The 15498-nt window shown below is 69.3% G+C and carries 16 protein-coding genes; 8 read left to right on the forward strand and 8 right to left on the reverse strand.

From position 1 onward, the window contains the following. Positions 1 to 74: 74 nt before the first annotated feature. The 8 genes from ACQ7JA_RS01770 (at position 75) to ACQ7JA_RS01805 (ending at position 6718) form a co-directional block, all read left to right on the forward strand. Positions 75 to 836: an RNA methyltransferase gene (locus ACQ7JA_RS01770; RefSeq protein ID WP_430894187.1), complete on the forward strand. Its 762-nt coding sequence runs from the start codon at positions 75 to 77 to the stop codon at positions 834 to 836. 131 nt (positions 837 to 967) lie between these two features. Beyond that, positions 968 to 1486: a twin-arginine translocation signal domain-containing protein gene (locus ACQ7JA_RS01775; RefSeq protein ID WP_430894188.1), complete on the forward strand. Its 519-nt coding sequence runs from the start codon at positions 968 to 970 to the stop codon at positions 1484 to 1486. Continuing rightward, positions 1483 to 3084: a GMC family oxidoreductase N-terminal domain-containing protein gene (locus ACQ7JA_RS01780; protein WP_430894189.1), complete on the forward strand. Its 1602-nt coding sequence runs from the start codon at positions 1483 to 1485 to the stop codon at positions 3082 to 3084. The genes ACQ7JA_RS01775 and ACQ7JA_RS01780 overlap by 4 nt, the downstream gene beginning before the upstream one ends. After that, positions 3081 to 4037: an esterase/lipase family protein gene (locus tag ACQ7JA_RS01785; protein WP_430894190.1), complete on the forward strand. Its 957-nt coding sequence runs from the start codon at positions 3081 to 3083 to the stop codon at positions 4035 to 4037. Before ACQ7JA_RS01780 ends, ACQ7JA_RS01785 begins: the two co-directional genes overlap by 4 nt. A gap of 47 nt (positions 4038 to 4084) precedes the next feature. Next, positions 4085 to 4852, forward strand: a complete 768-nt coding sequence (locus ACQ7JA_RS01790) for a response regulator (RefSeq protein ID WP_430894191.1) — start codon at positions 4085 to 4087, stop codon at positions 4850 to 4852. A 59-nt stretch (positions 4853 to 4911) separates the two neighbouring features. Beyond that, entirely contained in the window at positions 4912 to 5388 is a 477-nt protein-coding gene (locus ACQ7JA_RS01795; protein ID WP_430894192.1) for a phasin family protein, read from the forward strand. A 76-nt stretch (positions 5389 to 5464) separates the two neighbouring features. Beyond that, the gene (locus ACQ7JA_RS01800; protein ID WP_430894193.1) at positions 5465 to 6160 is read left to right on the forward strand and encodes a TetR/AcrR family transcriptional regulator; all 696 of its coding nucleotides are present in this window, start codon (positions 5465 to 5467) and stop codon (positions 6158 to 6160) included. 6 nt (positions 6161 to 6166) lie between these two features. Then, a complete protein-coding gene (locus tag ACQ7JA_RS01805; RefSeq protein ID WP_430894194.1) occupies positions 6167 to 6718 on the forward strand; it encodes a TIGR00730 family Rossman fold protein in 552 nt (183 codons plus the stop codon). Between the two features lie 3 nt (positions 6719 to 6721). Here the strand turns inward: ACQ7JA_RS01805 and ACQ7JA_RS01810 are convergent, their stop codons facing one another. The 8 genes from ACQ7JA_RS01810 to ACQ7JA_RS01845 form a co-directional block, all read right to left on the reverse strand. Next, complete coding sequence (locus ACQ7JA_RS01810) at positions 6722 to 7819, reverse strand: diguanylate cyclase (protein WP_430894195.1); 1098 nt, start codon at positions 7817 to 7819, stop codon at positions 6722 to 6724. Then, positions 7816 to 10512: a bifunctional diguanylate cyclase/phosphodiesterase gene (locus tag ACQ7JA_RS01815; protein ID WP_430894196.1), complete on the reverse strand. Its 2697-nt coding sequence runs from the start codon at positions 10510 to 10512 to the stop codon at positions 7816 to 7818. Before ACQ7JA_RS01815 ends, ACQ7JA_RS01810 begins: the two co-directional genes overlap by 4 nt. Positions 10513 to 10514: 2 nt before the next feature. Then, positions 10515 to 10952: a phosphate ABC transporter substrate-binding protein gene (locus ACQ7JA_RS01820; RefSeq protein ID WP_430894197.1), complete on the reverse strand. Its 438-nt coding sequence runs from the start codon at positions 10950 to 10952 to the stop codon at positions 10515 to 10517. An 8-nt stretch (positions 10953 to 10960) separates the two neighbouring features. Continuing rightward, positions 10961 to 12247 (reverse strand): hypothetical protein, encoded by a 1287-nt coding sequence (locus tag ACQ7JA_RS01825; RefSeq protein ID WP_430894198.1) that lies wholly within the window; start codon positions 12245 to 12247, stop codon positions 10961 to 10963. A gap of 133 nt (positions 12248 to 12380) precedes the next feature. After that, the gene (locus tag ACQ7JA_RS01830) at positions 12381 to 12923 is read right to left on the reverse strand and encodes a YgjP-like metallopeptidase domain-containing protein (RefSeq protein ID WP_430894199.1); all 543 of its coding nucleotides are present in this window, start codon (positions 12921 to 12923) and stop codon (positions 12381 to 12383) included. A 184-nt stretch (positions 12924 to 13107) separates the two neighbouring features. Then, positions 13108 to 13461, reverse strand: a complete 354-nt coding sequence (locus ACQ7JA_RS01835) for a KGG domain-containing protein (RefSeq protein WP_430894200.1) — start codon at positions 13459 to 13461, stop codon at positions 13108 to 13110. Between the two features lie 112 nt (positions 13462 to 13573). Then, positions 13574 to 14140, reverse strand: a complete 567-nt coding sequence (locus ACQ7JA_RS01840) for a hemerythrin domain-containing protein (RefSeq protein WP_430894201.1) — start codon at positions 14138 to 14140, stop codon at positions 13574 to 13576. Between the two features lie 199 nt (positions 14141 to 14339). Further along, positions 14340 to 15371 (reverse strand): NADP-dependent oxidoreductase, encoded by a 1032-nt coding sequence (locus tag ACQ7JA_RS01845; RefSeq protein ID WP_430894202.1) that lies wholly within the window; start codon positions 15369 to 15371, stop codon positions 14340 to 14342. Positions 15372 to 15498 lie beyond the last annotated feature (127 nt).

The following is a 15498-nucleotide window of genomic DNA, read 5'->3' on the forward strand; positions in this document are numbered from 1 at the left end:
GCCGAACCCGTTAAAATCCCGGTCTGATCAACCAGGATTCCAAGCGCCCGCACCGCGCGATGGCGCTATTTTAAATGAACCAGACCGAAATCAACACATCTCTCTTCAAAAGGCTCCGTTTTGTGCTGGTCGAGACCAGCCGCGCCGGCAATGTCGGCTCGGTGGCGCGCGCCATGAAGACGATGGGATTTACCGATCTGGTGCTGGTGGCGCCCCGCTGCGAGGATCCTTTGCACGATGCGGAGGCCGTCGCCTTCGCCAGCGGCGCCGGCGACGTGCTGGAAAAGGCGCGCATCGTCGGCACCATCGGGGAAGCCCTCGAAGGCTGCAATTTCGCTGCCGCCGTCTCGGCCCGCCTGCGCGAATTCTCGCCGCCGGTATGGACGCCGCGCGCCTTCAGCACCCACGTGGCGGGGCAGGCCGAGCTGCGGCCCGCTCTGGTCCTCGGCAACGAGCGGGTCGGCCTGCCGAACGAGATCGTCGAGGGCTGCAACGTCCTGATCAACATCCCGGCCAATCCCGAGTACTCCTCGCTCAACCTCTCCCAGGCCGCCCAGGTGCTGGCCTACGAGGCGCGCATGGCCGCGGCCGGCGACACGGTGATCGATGCTGGCGTAGGCTTCCACGGCGACGCGGCCAGCGTGACGCAGATCGACGGCATGTACGCCCACCTCGAGGAAGCGCTGGTGGCGGTCGGCTTCCTGAACGCGAACAATCCCAAGAAGCTGATGCCGCGCCTGAAGCGCCTGTTCTCGCGCACCCAGCTCGAGACGGAAGAAGTCAACATTTTGCGCGGCATCGCCCGCGCCATCATCGAGCACGCGCCCAAAAAGTGAGCGTGCAGAGGATATTTGCCGGTGGGGCTCCTGATGCAAATATTCCCTGCACCCTAGACGTTCTCCTCTAATTCCTGCCGGTCGCCCGTGTTTTTCTTTGGCGTACACTAGAAAAAACACAAGAGGCAGCAATGGGGACATCACGCAGGACCTTCCTGAAAGCCGGCGGCCTGGCCGCGCTCGCACTCGCCGCAGGCGGGGCACTCTACCGCGTCAATCACACCGGCACGCCGCACCGCTTCGCACTTGACGGCGAGGCGCGCGCCGCCCTGCACGCGATTGCGCCTGCGATCCTTCTCGGGGCATTGCCGCGCGATGCGGGCCGCGAAGCCGCGCTCGCGGCCACCATCGAGGCTGTGCACCAGGCCATTCTCGGCCTGCCGCCCGCCGTCCAGAAAGAAGTGCAGGACCTGTTCGGCCTGCTCGCGCTGGCGCCCGCGCGGCGTCTGCTGACGGGCATCTCCGGCGGCTGGGACGGCGCGCGCGTCGACGAGGTGGGCGCCTTCCTGCAGGACTGGCGCCTGCACCGCCTGGGCCTCCTGCGCAGCGCCTACCACGCGCTGCACGACCTGGTGCTGGGCGCCTGGTATGCGCAGCCCGCCAGTTGGGCGGCGACCGGCTATCCCGGTCCGATGAAGGAGCTGGCATGAGCATCGTGCACGATCCCATTCGCGCGGGCCTCGAGAAAGGCTGGAAGGTCGTCGATGCTTCGACCCTCGCCGCAGACCGCAGCCTGGATGCCGACGTCGTCATCGTCGGCAGCGGCGCCGGCGGCGGCGTCACGGCCGAGATCCTCGCGAAGTCGGGCCTGTCCGTCATCGTGGTGGAAGAGGGCGCGTTGAACACCTCGAGCGACTTCAAGATGCGCGAAAGCGAGGCCTATCCTTCGCTGTACCAGGAATCCGCCGCGCGCAAGACGGCGGACAAGGGCATCAACATCCTGCAGGGCCGCACCGTGGGCGGCTCGACCACCGTCAACTGGACCTCGAGCTTCCGCACGCCGCCCGCCACGCTCGACTGGTGGCGCCGCCACCATGCGCTGCCCGGCATGACGCCGGACGCCCTGGCGCCCTGGTTCGCGATGATGGAGGAGCGCCTCCACATCGCCGACTGGCCAGGCGCGCCCAACGAGAACAACGACGTCCTGCGCCGCGGCGCCGGCAAGCTCGGCATCCCTACTGGCCTCATCCGCCGCAACGTGAACGGCTGCTGGAACCTCGGCTACTGCGGCATGGGCTGCCCGACCAATGCCAAGCAGTCGATGCTGGTGACGACGATTCCGGCCGCCCTCGGACTCGGCGCGACCCTCGTCACCCGCGCGCGCGCCGAGCGCTTCGCTTTTGAAGGCGAGCGCGCCACCGAACTGCTGTGCCATGCCCTCGACGCGCCCGGCGTGCATGCCACCGGCTACCGACTGCGCCTGCGCGCCCGCCACTACGTGGTCGCCGGCGGCGCCATCAACTCGCCCGCCCTGCTGCTGCGTTCGAAAGCGCCCGACCCCAGCGGCCTGCTGGGCAAGCGCACGTTTCTCCACCCGACCGTGATCTCGGCCGCCTTCTTCCCGCAGCGGGTCGAGGCCTGGCAGGGCGCGCCGCAGACCGTCTATTCCGACCACTTCCTCCAGGGGGCGCCGGACGGCCCGATGGGCTACAAGCTCGAGGCCCCGCCGCTGCACCCGCTGCTGCTGGCCACCACCATGAACGGCTTCGGCGAGCAGCACGCGCAGATGATGCGCGAGTTCCCGCATTTGCAGGGCATGCTGGCCCTGCTGCGCGACGGCTTCCACGAACAGGCCGCGGGCGGCACGGTCCGGCTGCGCGGCGACGGCAGCCCGGAACTCGACTACCCGCTCACGGATTACCTGTGGGACGGCGCGCGCCGCGCCCTGCTCACCATGGCCGAGATCCAGTTCGCCGCCGGCGCGAGGGAGGTGCTGCCGGCGCACGAGATGGCGCGCCGCTACCGTTCCTGGAGCGAGGCCAAGGCCGCGATCGCCGCGCTGCCGCAGGGCCTGCAGCTGACCCGTGTGGCCTCGGCCCACGTGATGGGCGGCTGCGCCATGTCCGGCGACGAGCAGCTCGGCGTGACCACGCCTGAAGGGCGCTACCGGGGCCTGGCCAACGTCTCGGTGCACGACGGCTCGCTGTTCCCGACCTCGCTCGGGGCCAATCCCCAGCTGTCGATCTACGGCCTCAGCGCGAAGCTGGCGAGCGGCCTGGCCACGTCCCTGACGGCGCGCGCCGCATGAAGAGCCTGAGCTCGCGCCAGCTGCTGCGCCTGATCCTCGTGATCCAGGCGCTGGCTGCGCTGGGCATCGGCCTGGCCGCCGTGAACATCCTTGGCGCCAGCCGCTGGGAAGGCCTGCTGGCGGGCCTGGGCAGCGTGGTGCTGGTGCGCCTCCTCATCAACGCCAACAACTTCTTCATGAGTGCGCGCTATGCCAGCCCGACGCCGCAGGATTTCCGCATCAAGCCGCTGGCGGCGCTGCGCATGTTCGGTGAAGAGTTTACGGCCAGCATGCTGCAGTCCTCCTGGACCATGCCGCGCGCGCGGCCCTGCACCCGCGTCTACGCGGACTCGGCGAGCCCGCCGGTCCTGCTCTTGCACGGCTACGGCTGCAACAGCGGCTACTGGTCGCACCTCACGCCGCGCCTGGATGCCGCGCGCATCAGCCATGCCACGGTCGACCTGGAACCGCTGACTGGCGACATCGACGACTACGCGCCGCGTGTGCAGCAGGCGGTGGAGCAGCTCCTCGCGGCAACTAGCAGGGACAAGGTCGTGATCGTCGCGCACAGCATGGGCGGCCTGGTGGCGCGCGCCTGGATGCGCGCCTGCGGCAGCGCCCGGGTGGCGCGCGTGATCACCCTCGGCACGCCGCACCACGGCACCTGCCTGGCCGCCTTCGGCATCGGCATCAATGCGGCCCAGATGCGAAGGGTCATGCAGGACGAGCCGCCCGAATGCGCCTGGCTGCGCGACCTGGCCCAGGGCGAGGACGCGGGCGCGCGCGCGCTGGTCACCTCGCTCTACAGCCACCACGACAACATCATCTCGCCGCAGACCTCGAGCGAGCTGCCGGGCGCGCGCAACCTGGCCTTCGGCGGCGTCGGCCACGTGGCGCTGGGGCGCAATGCGCGCGTGCTGGACGTGGTGATGCGCGAGATCGCGGGGGGCGGCGATCGGGAGAGGGTGTATTGACGGGCGCCGTGTTACAGTAAGCGCTACGCCGTAACCGGAGCGCCGCCTTGGCCCGCATCCTGATCATCGAAGACAATCCCGCCAACGTCGAGCTGATGGCGTTTCTGCTCGCAGCCTACGGCCACACCCCCATCAGCGCCCCGGACGGCGCGCGCGGGGTGGCGGCCGCCCGCGCCGAACGGCCCGACCTGGTGGCCTGCGACGTCAACCTGCCCGGCATGAACGGCTTCGAGGTCCTCGCCGTCCTCAAGGCCGAGCCGCAGCTTGCCGGCGTGCCGGTGCTGGCCGTCACGGCCCTCGCCATGGCGGGCGACCGCGAGAAGGTGCTGGCGGCCGGCTTCGACGGCTACATCAGCAAGCCGATCGAACCCGAAAGCTTCGTGGCCGAGCTGGAAGCCTTCCTGGCGCCGCCCGATGCGCCAGGTGAAAACCGGCGTACCGTCCTGCTGGTCGACGACGATCCCTTCATGCTCGCCGTGCTCGGCGAGATGCTGGCCGACGAACCCTACCGCGTGCTGAGCGCCGCTTCCGGCGAGGAAGGACTGGAGCTGTTGCGGCGTGAACCAGTCGAGGTGATCCTGTGCGACCAGTCGATGCCCGGCATGAGCGGCACCGAGATGCTGTCGCGCGCCGCTACCCTCTATCCGCATACGGTGCGCCTGATGCTGACCGGCCAGCAGGACCTGGCCGGCGTCGAGGCGGCCGTGCACAGCGGCGTGGCTGACGCCCACTACGCCAAGCCGGTGTCCGCGACGAGCCTGCGGGAGCGCATGGCCGAGGCGCTGCGCCAGCAGGAAGTGCGCAGGCGGCTTTAGAAACCTGCTTCTAGTGTGCGTCCTTAAAATAGAACGCACCGCTTCACGAGAACACCATCATGAGCAAGAAACTCCCCGCGCCCGAGGACGACGAGGCGCTCGCACGCGCCGTGCGCGACTCGGCCCAGCAGATCTGGCAGGCCGGCCTGGGCGCCTTCGCCAAGGCGCAGGAAGAGGGCGGCAGCGCCTTCACGCGCCTGGTGCGCGACGGCAGCGCCCTGCAAAAGCGCGCCCGCGAAGTCGAGGAAGCCACCGACATCGTCGGGCGCAAGGCCAGCCGCGCCGTCACCCGGGAAAACCGCCGCACCGGCGGCTCCTGGGGCAAGCTGGAGCAGGTCTTCGAAGACCGCGTGGCGCGCGCCCTGGCCACCATCGGCGTGCCGGCCGCCAGCGAAGTCGAGGCCCTGCGCCGCCGCGTGGACGAACTCGAGCGCACGCTGGCCGAGCTGGCCGGCCGCCTGCCGGCAAGCCCGGCGCCACGCAAGCGCCGCGGCGCGAAGGCGCTCGACGAGCCGGAGGACGGCGAAGGCGCCTGAAGGCATGCTGTCGGCAATGCCTGTTTGCCACCATTTGGTGTTATCCTCGCGGCTGGAACCATAAACCTCGCCCTTCATGCAACAAAAAGCTCCGCGCCGGACCCGCGAACGCATCCTCGAGCTCTCGCTCAGGCTGTTCAACGAGTTCGGCGAGCCGAACATCACGACGACCGTCATCGCCGAGGAGATGAATATCTCGCCCGGCAATCTGTACTATCACTTCCGTAACAAGGACGACATCGTCAATTCGATCTTCGCCCAGTTCGAGACCGAGATCGAGCGCATCCTCACCGTGCCGGCCGGGCGCCGCTCGAACATGGAAGACGTGTGGCTCTACCTGCACCTGATGTTCGAGCTGATCTGGCGCTACCGCTTCTTCTACCGCGACCTCAACGACCTGCTCTCGCGCAACCGCAAGCTCGAGCTGCACTTCAAGGCCATCCTGGCCCACAAGATCAAGGTCGCGCGCCAGCTCTGCGAAGACCTGCGCAGCGAAGGCTCGCTCGAAGCCTCGGACCAGCAGATCGGCGCCATGGCGACGAATATGGTGGTGGTGGCGACCTACTGGCTGTCCTACGAATACGTGCGCAACCCGCGCAAGTACAGCGAGCAGCAGGCCATTGCCGATGCGCTCGCGCGCGGCTGCTACCAGGTGCTGTCGATGGTCGGCCCCTACCTGCGCGGCGACACCCGCCTGCTGTTCGAGAAGCTGTCCGAGGAATACCTCAAGAAGCTGTCCGCCGAGGCCAGGCCCGGCGCCGAATTCCTGTAAAGCCCTATGAAAACCCTGGCCGTCTACTGCGGCGCCTCGCATGGCGTCAATCCCTTCTACACCGATGCGGCGCGTGCCCTTGCGGGCGCGCTGGTCGAACACAATATCGGCCTGGTCTACGGCGGCGGCAAGGTCGGCCTGATGGGCGTGATCGCCGACGAGGTGCTGCGCCTGGGCGGCGAAGCCACCGGCGTGATCCCCAAGGCGCTGGTCGAGCGCGAGGTCGGCCACGCCGGCCTGACCCGCCTGTTCGTGGTGAAGGACATGCACGAGCGCAAGGCCATGATGGCCGAGCTGTCGGAAGGCTTCATCGCCATGCCGGGCGGGATGGGCACGCTGGAGGAGCTGTTCGAGATGGTGACCTGGGCCCAGCTCGGGATCCACGCCAAGCCGATCGGCCTGTACAACCCGAACGGCTTCTGGGACGGCCTGGTCGCCTTCGTCCAGCACCAGAGCAGGGAAGGCTTCGTACGCCCCGAGCACCTGGACCTGATGCGCGTCGATGCCGACCCGGCCGCGCTGATCCGGGCCTTGCGCGGCGCCGTTGCCGGCGCCTGAACGTCAAGCCAGCACGACCCGGTCGCGCCCGGACTCCTTGGCCCGGTACAGCGCCTTGTCGGCGCGATTGATGGCCTCGGCGAAGGGTTCGCCCAGGTTACGGGTGGCCAGGCCTGCCGAGAAGCTGATGCGGCGGCCCTCGACGCCCGGCACCGGCATGGCATGCACCTGTTCCGCCATCCTTTCCAGCACGCCGCGCGCATCGTCGAGCGAGGCGTCGGGCAGCAGCAGCAGGAACTCCTCGCCGCCCCAGCGCGCCAGCACGTCGTCGCCGCGCAGGCAGGCGCGCGCGGCCTGCGAGAAGCTGCGCAGCACGCTGTCGCCGGCGGCGTGGCCGAACTGGTCGTTGACCTGCTTGAAGAAGTCGATGTCGAGCAGGGCGATACACGTGCCGCGGCGCGAGGGCTGGCGGCGTTCCTCGGCTTCCAGCACTTCATGCATCCTGCGGCGGTTCACCAGCGAGGTCAGTTCGTCGACGGTGGCCAGCACGCGGATGGTGTCGAGGGCTTCGGTGAGCTCGCGCCGCTGGCGCTTCAGGCGCGAGCGCAGCTTGTGCATCTCGCCGCTCAGCACCGCGGTGGACAGCAGGGCCGCGGCCAGGTAGCCGAAGCTCAGCGCTTCCTGGGCGGGCGGGAAGCGCGCCGGGTCATGCAAGGCCAGCCACCACATGGTGGCGCCCATGCCGGCCAGGGCGACCAGGGACAGCAGCATGGTCTGGCGCGGGCGCGCGGCGAACATGCAGAAGACGATGATCACCACCGTCATGACGAGCGTGGCCGCGCGCAAGGGCCCCGAGTAGGCGTACAGGAAGAGGGAGCAGCCCAGCGAGAATGCAGCTTGCAGCACCGCCAGCTGGTCGGGCTTGAGGCCGATGCGGCTGCTGAAGCGGATCAGGAGGTAGAAGCCCGCCGCGATGCTGCCGCCGTAGCCGATCAAGGCATGCGCGGCGGCGCGGTCGCTGAAGCCGTGGCCGGCCTGGACCAGCAGCAGGGCGGAGCAGGCCGAATACAGCACGCAGGTGGCGGCCCAATAGGTCAGCATGCGGCGCAGGCTGGTGTCGGTGCCGAACAGGAAGGCGGCCAGCCGCGGGTAGAGGCTCATGCGGCCTCCCTGGCTGCGCCTTGTTCGGCCAGCAGCTCGGCGATGCGCTCCGGCGGCACCGGGCGGCTGTACAGGTAGCCCTGCATCTCGTCGCAGTCGTTGGCGCGCAGGAAGTCGCGCTGCTCCTCGGTCTCGACGCCTTCGGCGATGACGCGCAGGTCGAGCTTGTGGCCGAGCGAGATCACGGCCATCGCGATGGCCTGGTCGTCCTGGCTGTGGGCCAGGTCGGCGACAAAACTCTTGTCGATCTTCAGGCGGCTGATCGGGAAGGACTTGAGCGCCGACAGGCTCGAGTAGCCGGTGCCGAAGTCGTCGATCGAGAGCGCCACGCCCATCGCCTCGATCTCGCGCATCTTGTCCACCGCGCGCGCGAGGTCGCGCATGATCGAACTTTCGGTGACCTCGACCTCCAGTAGCCCCGGCGGCAGGCCGCTGTCGCGCAGGGCGCCGTCGATGCGCTCGACCAGGCGCTTTTCTTCAAACTGGCGGGCCGACACGTTGACCGAGATCGCGACTTCCGGCAGGCCGGCGTCGCGCCAGGCCTGTCCCTGCGCGCAGGCGGTGCGCAGCACCCATTCGCCCAGCGGGACGATCAGGCCGCTCTCCTCGGCCAGGCCGATGAAGCGCAGCGGCGAGATCATGCCGTGCTCGGGATGGTTCCAGCGGATCAGGGCCTCGACGCCGAACAGGCGGCCGGTGCGCAGGTCGATCTTGGGCTGGTAGAGCAGCTGGAACTGGCAGGCCTTGCCCGGGCAGGCATCCAGTGCGCTGCGCATGCCCTCCAGCAGGACCAGCTTTTCCTCGACGCTGGCGTTCATCTCGCTGGCGTAGAACTGGAAGCTGTTCTTGTTTTCCTTGGCCCGGTACATCGCCGCATCGGCATTCATCATGAGGGTATTGGCGTCCTGGCCGTCGCGCGGATAGAGCACCACGCCCATGCTGCAGCTGACCTGGACTTCCTGGCCCTCGACCTCCACCGGTTCGGTGACGGCCTGGCGCACCTTTTCCAGCAGCGGCGTGAGCGCCAGCGGGTCGCTGGACAGGTCGGGCAGCAGGATCACGAACTCGTCGCCGCCGAAGCGCGCCAGGGTGTCGTTGCGGCGCAGGCAGCGCCCCATGCGCGCGCCCACCACCTTCAGCAGCTCGTCGCCGGCGTTGTGGCCGAGGCCATCGTTGACCAGCTTGAAGCCGTCCAGGTCGATGAAGGCCAGGCCCACGCTGCCGCCCTTGCGCTCGGCGTCGCGGATGGCCTGGCCGAGGCGGTCGCGCAGCAGGCTCCGGTTGGGCAGGCCGGTGAGGTCGTCGTGGTGGGCCAGGTGGCGGATGCGCTGTTCGGCGAGCTTGCGCTCGGTGATGTCGCGCACGATCGCCACCACGCCGCCTTCGACCGGCACCACCTGGCGGTGCAGCCAGCGGTCGGGATGCGGCAGCTCGTGCGCCAGCCATTCGGCCTCGCGCGCCACGCCGTCGCTGGCCACCGCCGCGAGGTCGTCGAAGATGCCGATGCCGAGGTAGGTCGGCAGCAGGATCGACATGCGCTTGCCCTGCATGCGCTCCTTCGCCAGGCCGGTGAGCTGCTCGGCGCGGCTGTTGGTGGTCTCGATCAGGAAGTCGAGCACGGCGCCGTCGTGAGCGCGCACGGTGCGCAGCACGAAGAAGGCGTCCAGGCTGGCCTCGGAAGCGGCGGCATAGGTTTCCTGCGCCAGGCGCTCGCGCCGGCGCGCCTTGGCCAGCTGCCAGGACCAGGCGCTGACCAGGGACACCGCCAACACCAGCAGTGCGGTGCCGGCGCCCGCCCCCAGCAGCCAGGTGCGGCGCTGCTGGGCAAAGGCGGCCATCTGCTCGGTTTCCGACAGGCCCACCACCGCGACCAGGGGGAATCCGTTCAGGGGGCGGCTGCTGGCGTAGCGCAGCGCGGCGTCGACCCCGACGCGGCCCAGCGCCACCCGCTCAGGCCTGCCCAAAGCGATGCGCTGGCCCCAGCTGACCTCGTCGCCGACGCGGGCTGCGCGCACCACGCCGTCTTCGCCGGCCACGCCCAGCAGGCCGCGCGCGCCGAGGCGCGAGTATTCATAGGAAGAGGTGAAGAAGGCCGGATCGACGGCCACGCTGGCGACGCCGGCGAAGCGGCCCGCGCCGTCGTTGATGCGGCGCGAGAACACCACATGCGGTTCGTGCCGGCCGATGGTCTCGCTGACGAAGGGCGCGTTGCCGTCGCGCTCGCGGTGGACGGCGAACCAGGGCGAGTTCGACACGTCGCTGCCGCGCCGCACCGAGGGGTTGGCGGCCAGGATGTGGCCGTCGGCGCCGACGATCGCCACCTGGAACACCACGCCCGGCGGCAGCAGGCCCTTGGCGCTCATCGCGCCCAGGGCCGCGCCGGGACCGTTCATCTCGACCGCGTACTGCAGCACGCGCAGGGTCTGGTCGATGCCGGAGAGGCTGCGCGCCATCTGCGCTTCGTAGGTGTCGACCAGTTCCAGGGTGGCTTGCGCCGCCGCTGCGCGCGCGGCCTGCTCCTCCTGGCGCACCATGTGCAGGGTCGCCAGCCACAGTGCCGCGACCAGGAGCAGGGCGAACAGGGGCAGGGCGACGTGGGTCTCGAGCCCGCGGCCGAGCAGGCGCATCATGGCCGTGCGCCGCGCGCGTGCAGGCGGCGCGGCGATCGGGGCCAGGCTCTGCGGGCCGTCCATGGTCAGCGCAGCACCAGCACCGGACGTACGCTGGGGTCCAGCGCCGCGCGATCGATATAGCCGATCATGGCGGGGTTCTCGGCCACCATGCGGCGCACGCTGGCGCTGTCGGCGGCTTCGCGCGGCGGCTGGCCGCGGCCGGTGAACACCATCTTCGACCAGTGGGCCTTGAGCAGGGCGGGCGTCTTGCCCGTGACCTGCTGGTAGAACTGGTTGCGTTCCTGCGAGCCCAGGCGCTGGTCGAGCGCCACCACCTCGAGGCCGTCGGGGAAGCGTCCGGCCTGGCCGAGGAAGATCGCGGCGACCTGGTCGCTGCTCAAGCCCTGGGCCGGGCTGCGTGCGGATACGATGACCACCAGCTCGGCGCTGGCCACGGGAGGAACGGCCAGTGCCAGCAGGACGAGGGTGGCGCCGAGGCGGCGGCGGATGCGGTGAGTCATGCGCCTCCTCAGAACACGAAGTCGAGCGCGACGCTCGCCACGTGGACGGTGCGGTCCGGGCGGAAGGCGTTGCTCGGGTTGATCAGGGCGCCGCGCGAACCTGCGCCCGGGCTGACCCGGTCGTACTGGGCCTTGAGCGCGATATTGCTGGCCGCGTCCCAGCGCAGGCCGGCGGTCACGGTGGACTGCTGCGGGACCGTCGCCAGGTAGGCGTTCAGCGCCTGGTTGACGAGCGCGCCGACGGCCTGCACGCGCGGCGGCAGGCCGGTGAGCCGCAGGCCCGGGTCGCTGGTGGCGCCATGGGCGCGCACCTTGGCGTAGCCGGCATAGGGGGTCAGGCTGTCGAAGCGGTAGCCGCCGCCCGCGTACAGCGCGGTGGTGCTGCCCAGCAGCGAATCGGTGCGGGACTTCCCGATCTCGGCGCTCAGGAACCAGGCGCCCGGGTCGTAGTTGGCGCCCATGCTGACCATGCTCACGCGCTTGTCTTCGATTGCATAGCGGGCGGAAAGCAGCTCGCCCTGCGGCCCGAAGGCGCGCAGCGCGGTGAACAGCTCGTCGCCGATGCCCGTCGTCAGGCGGCCGGTCAGCGCCGACACGCGCGCACTCAGGGCGCCGCGCTCGATGCTGTGCGACAGGCCCGTGATGGCGCGCGCGTGCACGCGGTGGTCTTCGTACAGGCGGGTGTTGGTATGGCCCCAGAAGGCCTGGGTCGCATGGCGCGTGGCGCCGCTGCTCCAGCGCCAGGTGGCGTCGATGCCGTCGCTGCTGGAAATCGGCAGGCTGCCGTAGACCTCGACCGGGGTGCGCACCCAGGGCAGGGTGTAGCCCACCTTGCGGTAGTCGGCCGCCAGGAACACCGGCAGCGCGATGCGGCCCAGGCGGATCGCCAGGTCCGGGCTCGCCTGGTATTTCACGTTGGCCCATTCGAGGTGCGGACGGTAGTTGCCTTCCAGGTCCTGTTCGCTCACCAGCTGCAGCACGGCCGACCAGCGGCCCTGCGACACGTCGAGCTGGGCCCCGAGGCGGCTGTCGACTTCCACGCTCCAGGGCGCGCTGCGGCCGGCGCCGGTGGCGTGCATCACGGTGGAGGTGAAGTCGGCGTCGCGGGTGTCCGCGTGGACGGCGCCGAGGGTGCCGAAGCCGGAAAATTTCCAGGCCGGGCCCTTGGCGGCGGCCGGGTCGACCGTCGCGTCGAAGGCGAATGCGCCGGGGCTCGCTGCCAGCAGGCCCGCGAGCGCGCCGCAACGCAGGACCGACGGCAGCGATTTGCCGGAATGAGAAAGCGGGTGCGTCATGTTCAGGTCGGGGCCAGGCGGCCGGAGAAGCAGGGATGCGCGTCGTCACGCGTGGCCTCAAACTTTACCGAACGCAACTCTCAAAGTCGAGATCTTTGCGCGTAGCAACGAGTCAATGTGACAATTCTTGTTGTTAGAAGGCAACGCGCTTGGTGCCATCGTCGTCCGCGGTCCACAGGCGGCGCCCGCCCAGGTCCAGCCAGCTGAGGTAGAGGCGCAGGTCGAACTCGAGCTGGTGGTAGGCGGGCTCCATCCAGCAGCACAGCTTGTAGAAGCCCTTGTCGTGCTCCTTTTCCTTCAGGTGCGCCAGCTCGTGCACGGCGATCATGCGCAGGAAGGGCAGGGGAGCGTCGCGAAACACGCTGGCGATGCGGATCTCGTGCTTGGCCTTGAGCCGGCTGCCCTGCACCCGCGAGATGGCCGTGTGCAGGCCGAGCGCGTGCTGCACCACGTGGATCTTGCTGTCGTAGGCGACCTTCGACACCGGGGCGGCCTGGCGCAGGTAGTCGATCTTCATGTCCTGCACGTAGTCGTACAGGGCGCGGTCGGTGCGGATGCCGTGGGCGTCGGGGTAGCGCTGCAGCAGGACCTCGCCGAGCCGGCCGGCGTCGACCAGTTGCATGACCTGGCTGCGCAGATTGTCGGGATAGCCGCTGAGGTAGGGGAGCTTGTGCATGGGGCCGCAAATGTAGCACAGTGCGGCGGTGCTGTGGCTTGGCTTTGGTAGGGTGGGCGGGTCGTCCCGCCCACGCGGTGATAGTTAAACTGTGAATCTTGCGCAGGCTGATCTTGCTCGGTTTGAACGCGTGGGCGGAGGACCGCCCACCCTACGAAAAACAAACGATCAACCGGAGAACTTGTCAGCTCTCCTTTTCGCCCTGGCGGTTGCCGGCATTCTTGGCGGCTGCGGCGGCCCGCTGGGCCGACTGGCGGCTTTCGCCGCCCTTGCGGCCGATGTCGGCCATGTGGGCGCGGTTGCGGCTCACGGCTTCGCCGCCTTTCTGCCCGGCGCGGCGCGCTTCCTCGGAATCGAATTCGTGCGCCGTGCCTTTCTGGTGCGCCGCCTGTCCGCCCTTGCTGGCGATCTCGCGCTGCTGGTTCTGGTCCATCGCCGCGAAACCGCGCTTGGCCGGCGCCTGGCCGCCACTCTTTTGCGCGCTGCCGGAGCCGTTGCCGCCCTGGCTGCTCTTGCCGTTGTCTCTGCTTGTCGCCATGTCGTTCTCCTTGTCTGCCCTGGTGCTGTCGAAGTGGAACCCGCGAGCGTTTTATGGATGCGCTCGTGCCGTTTAGAGGCGGGACTTGGGCCTTAGTTCCGTTCGCATGCGTCTAGCGCGGGCGCGAGCGCCGTTCGCGCGGGCCGCGCAGGGCCGGCGCCAGGTCGCGCGGCTCCAGGCCGTCGATGCCCTGCGGTGGCGCCGCGAGGTCGGCTTCGAGCTCCATGCGGCGCGCGCGCAGGCGTTCGCCCAGCAGGACGTCGTCCAGGCCGGCCCGCGCCAGCACGGGGAACAGCAGGGTTTCCTCGCGCGCGACGTGGTGGGCGACTTCCTCGGCCAGCACCGCGACCGTGGCGTCGAAGTAGTCGTCGCCGGGGAACAGGGTCTCGAGCTGGTTGACGAGTTCGTGGGCGCTGTCGTGCTCCAGCGCGGCGTCCTCGAGCAGGCTGTCGTCCGCCAGGGCGCGCAGCGCGGGGTAGAACAGCTCTTCCTCGAGCATGGCGTGCAGCAGCAGCTCCTGGCACAGTTCGTCGACCAGGCGCGCGCGCTGCTGTTCCTCCGCGGGATCGAGCATGGCGAAGGCGTGGAAGAGGGCGCGCACGTGGGCGTGGTCGGCGCGCAGCTGGGCCAGGAGGCCGCCCGGGGCCTCGGACTGGGGTGGGGCGTGGAAGTGCTGCATGGCGCCTCCCGCTAGCGCCAGGGGATGGCGGCGGGAGTGCTGCGGGGGCAGGGGGAAGCCATGATCACCTCGTGATGAAGCGTGAAGGAGCAGAACGCGCATGCGCAGGAAACGCGTAGACCTTCAGCACGAGGGGAAGTTCCCGGAAGAAGAAGTGGAGGTGGCGCGCATCAACAACGCGCCACCTCGCGTGGACCGGTCAGGCCTCGGCCACCTTCAGCACCAGCTTGCCGAGGTTCTTGCCCTCGAAGAGCATCAGAAGCGCTTCCGGGAAGCGCTCGAAGCCTTCGGTCACGTATTCGACGCTCTTGACGCTGCCTTCGCGCATCCAGCCCGCCAGCGTCGCGACGCCCTCGCCGTAGCGCGGCGCGTAGTCGAACACGACCATGCCTTCCATGCGCGCGCGGTTCACCAGCAGCGACAGGTAATTGGCCGGGCCCTTGACCTGGCTGGTGGCGTTGTACTGCGAGATGGCGCCGCAGATGACGATGCGCGCCTTCATGTTGATGCGGGTGAGGACCGCGTCCAGGATCTCGCCGCCGACGTTGTCGAAGTAGACGTCCACGCCCTGCGGGCAGTGTTCCTTCAGGCCCGCATGCACGGAACCGGCCTTGTAGTCGATGCAGGCGTCGAAGCCGAGTTCCTCGACCACGAAGCGGCACTTGTCCGCGCCCCCGGCGATGCCGACCACGCGGCAGCCCATCTTCTTCGCCACCTGGCCCACCGTCATGCCGACCGCGCCGGCCGCGCCCGAGACCACCACGGTTTCGCCGGGCTTGGGCTGGCCGATCTCGCGCAGGCCGAAGAAGGCCGTCATGCCGGGCATGCCGAGGGTGTTCAGCCAGGCCGTCAGCGGGGCGGCAGCCGGGTCGATCCTCGTGAAGGCGGCGATCTTGTCGTCGCCCTGGCCGACCCAGTAGCGCTGCACGCCGGTGCCGCCGGCCACGTAATCGCCGACCTGGAAGCGCGGCGACCTCGAGGCCACCACGATGCCAAGGCCGCCGGCGCGCATGACTTCGCCGATCGCCACCGGGCGGATGTAGGACTTGCCCTCGTTCATCCAGCCGCGCATGGCCGGGTCGAGCGAGAGGTAGAGCACCTTGACGACGATGCCGCCCTCCGGCGCTTCGCCCACGGCTTCTTCGTGGAAGTCCCAGTCTTCCCTGCGCGGCATGCCCTGGGGGCGGGCGGCGAGGCGGAACTGCTGGTTCGGCGGGAATGCATTGGTCATTGTGGTCTCCGAGAGTGTTTTGGCAACGTGACTATACCGTTTCCGGCCACTCGCCGTGCGCCGCGTGCGACAATAGCGGGCTGTCCCCCATTTATCCATCCGCACCCGCATCCGTACGAGAACCCCG

Source organism: Massilia sp. BKSP1R2A-1 (assembly GCF_050586525.1).
Classification (GTDB): Bacteria; Pseudomonadota; Gammaproteobacteria; order Burkholderiales; family Burkholderiaceae_D; genus Telluria.

Bases quoted from the DNA above. Each gene is read 5' to 3' on its own strand.
- ACQ7JA_RS01770 (WP_430894187.1), top strand. From the start codon at position 75: ATGAACCAGACCGAAATCAACACATCTCTCTTCAAAAGGCTCCGTTTT.
- ACQ7JA_RS01775 (WP_430894188.1), top strand. From the start codon at position 968: ATGGGGACATCACGCAGGACCTTCCTGAAAGCCGGCGGCCTGGCCGCG.
- ACQ7JA_RS01780 (WP_430894189.1), top strand. From the start codon at position 1,483: ATGAGCATCGTGCACGATCCCATTCGCGCGGGCCTCGAGAAAGGCTGG.
- ACQ7JA_RS01785 (WP_430894190.1), top strand. From the start codon at position 3,081: ATGAAGAGCCTGAGCTCGCGCCAGCTGCTGCGCCTGATCCTCGTGATC.
- ACQ7JA_RS01795 (WP_430894192.1), top strand. From the start codon at position 4,912: ATGAGCAAGAAACTCCCCGCGCCCGAGGACGACGAGGCGCTCGCACGC.
- ACQ7JA_RS01800 (WP_430894193.1), top strand. From the start codon at position 5,465: ATGCAACAAAAAGCTCCGCGCCGGACCCGCGAACGCATCCTCGAGCTC.
- ACQ7JA_RS01805 (WP_430894194.1), top strand. From the start codon at position 6,167: ATGAAAACCCTGGCCGTCTACTGCGGCGCCTCGCATGGCGTCAATCCC.
- ACQ7JA_RS01810 (WP_430894195.1), bottom strand. From the start codon at position 7,819: ATGAGCCTCTACCCGCGGCTGGCCGCCTTCCTGTTCGGCACCGACACC.
- ACQ7JA_RS01815 (WP_430894196.1), bottom strand. From the start codon at position 10,512: ATGGACGGCCCGCAGAGCCTGGCCCCGATCGCCGCGCCGCCTGCACGC.
- ACQ7JA_RS01820 (WP_430894197.1), bottom strand. From the start codon at position 10,952: ATGACTCACCGCATCCGCCGCCGCCTCGGCGCCACCCTCGTCCTGCTG.
- ACQ7JA_RS01825 (WP_430894198.1), bottom strand. From the start codon at position 12,247: ATGACGCACCCGCTTTCTCATTCCGGCAAATCGCTGCCGTCGGTCCTG.
- ACQ7JA_RS01830 (WP_430894199.1), bottom strand. From the start codon at position 12,923: ATGCACAAGCTCCCCTACCTCAGCGGCTATCCCGACAATCTGCGCAGC.
- ACQ7JA_RS01835 (WP_430894200.1), bottom strand. From the start codon at position 13,461: ATGGCGACAAGCAGAGACAACGGCAAGAGCAGCCAGGGCGGCAACGGC.
- ACQ7JA_RS01840 (WP_430894201.1), bottom strand. From the start codon at position 14,140: ATGCAGCACTTCCACGCCCCACCCCAGTCCGAGGCCCCGGGCGGCCTC.
- ACQ7JA_RS01845 (WP_430894202.1), bottom strand. From the start codon at position 15,371: ATGACCAATGCATTCCCGCCGAACCAGCAGTTCCGCCTCGCCGCCCGC.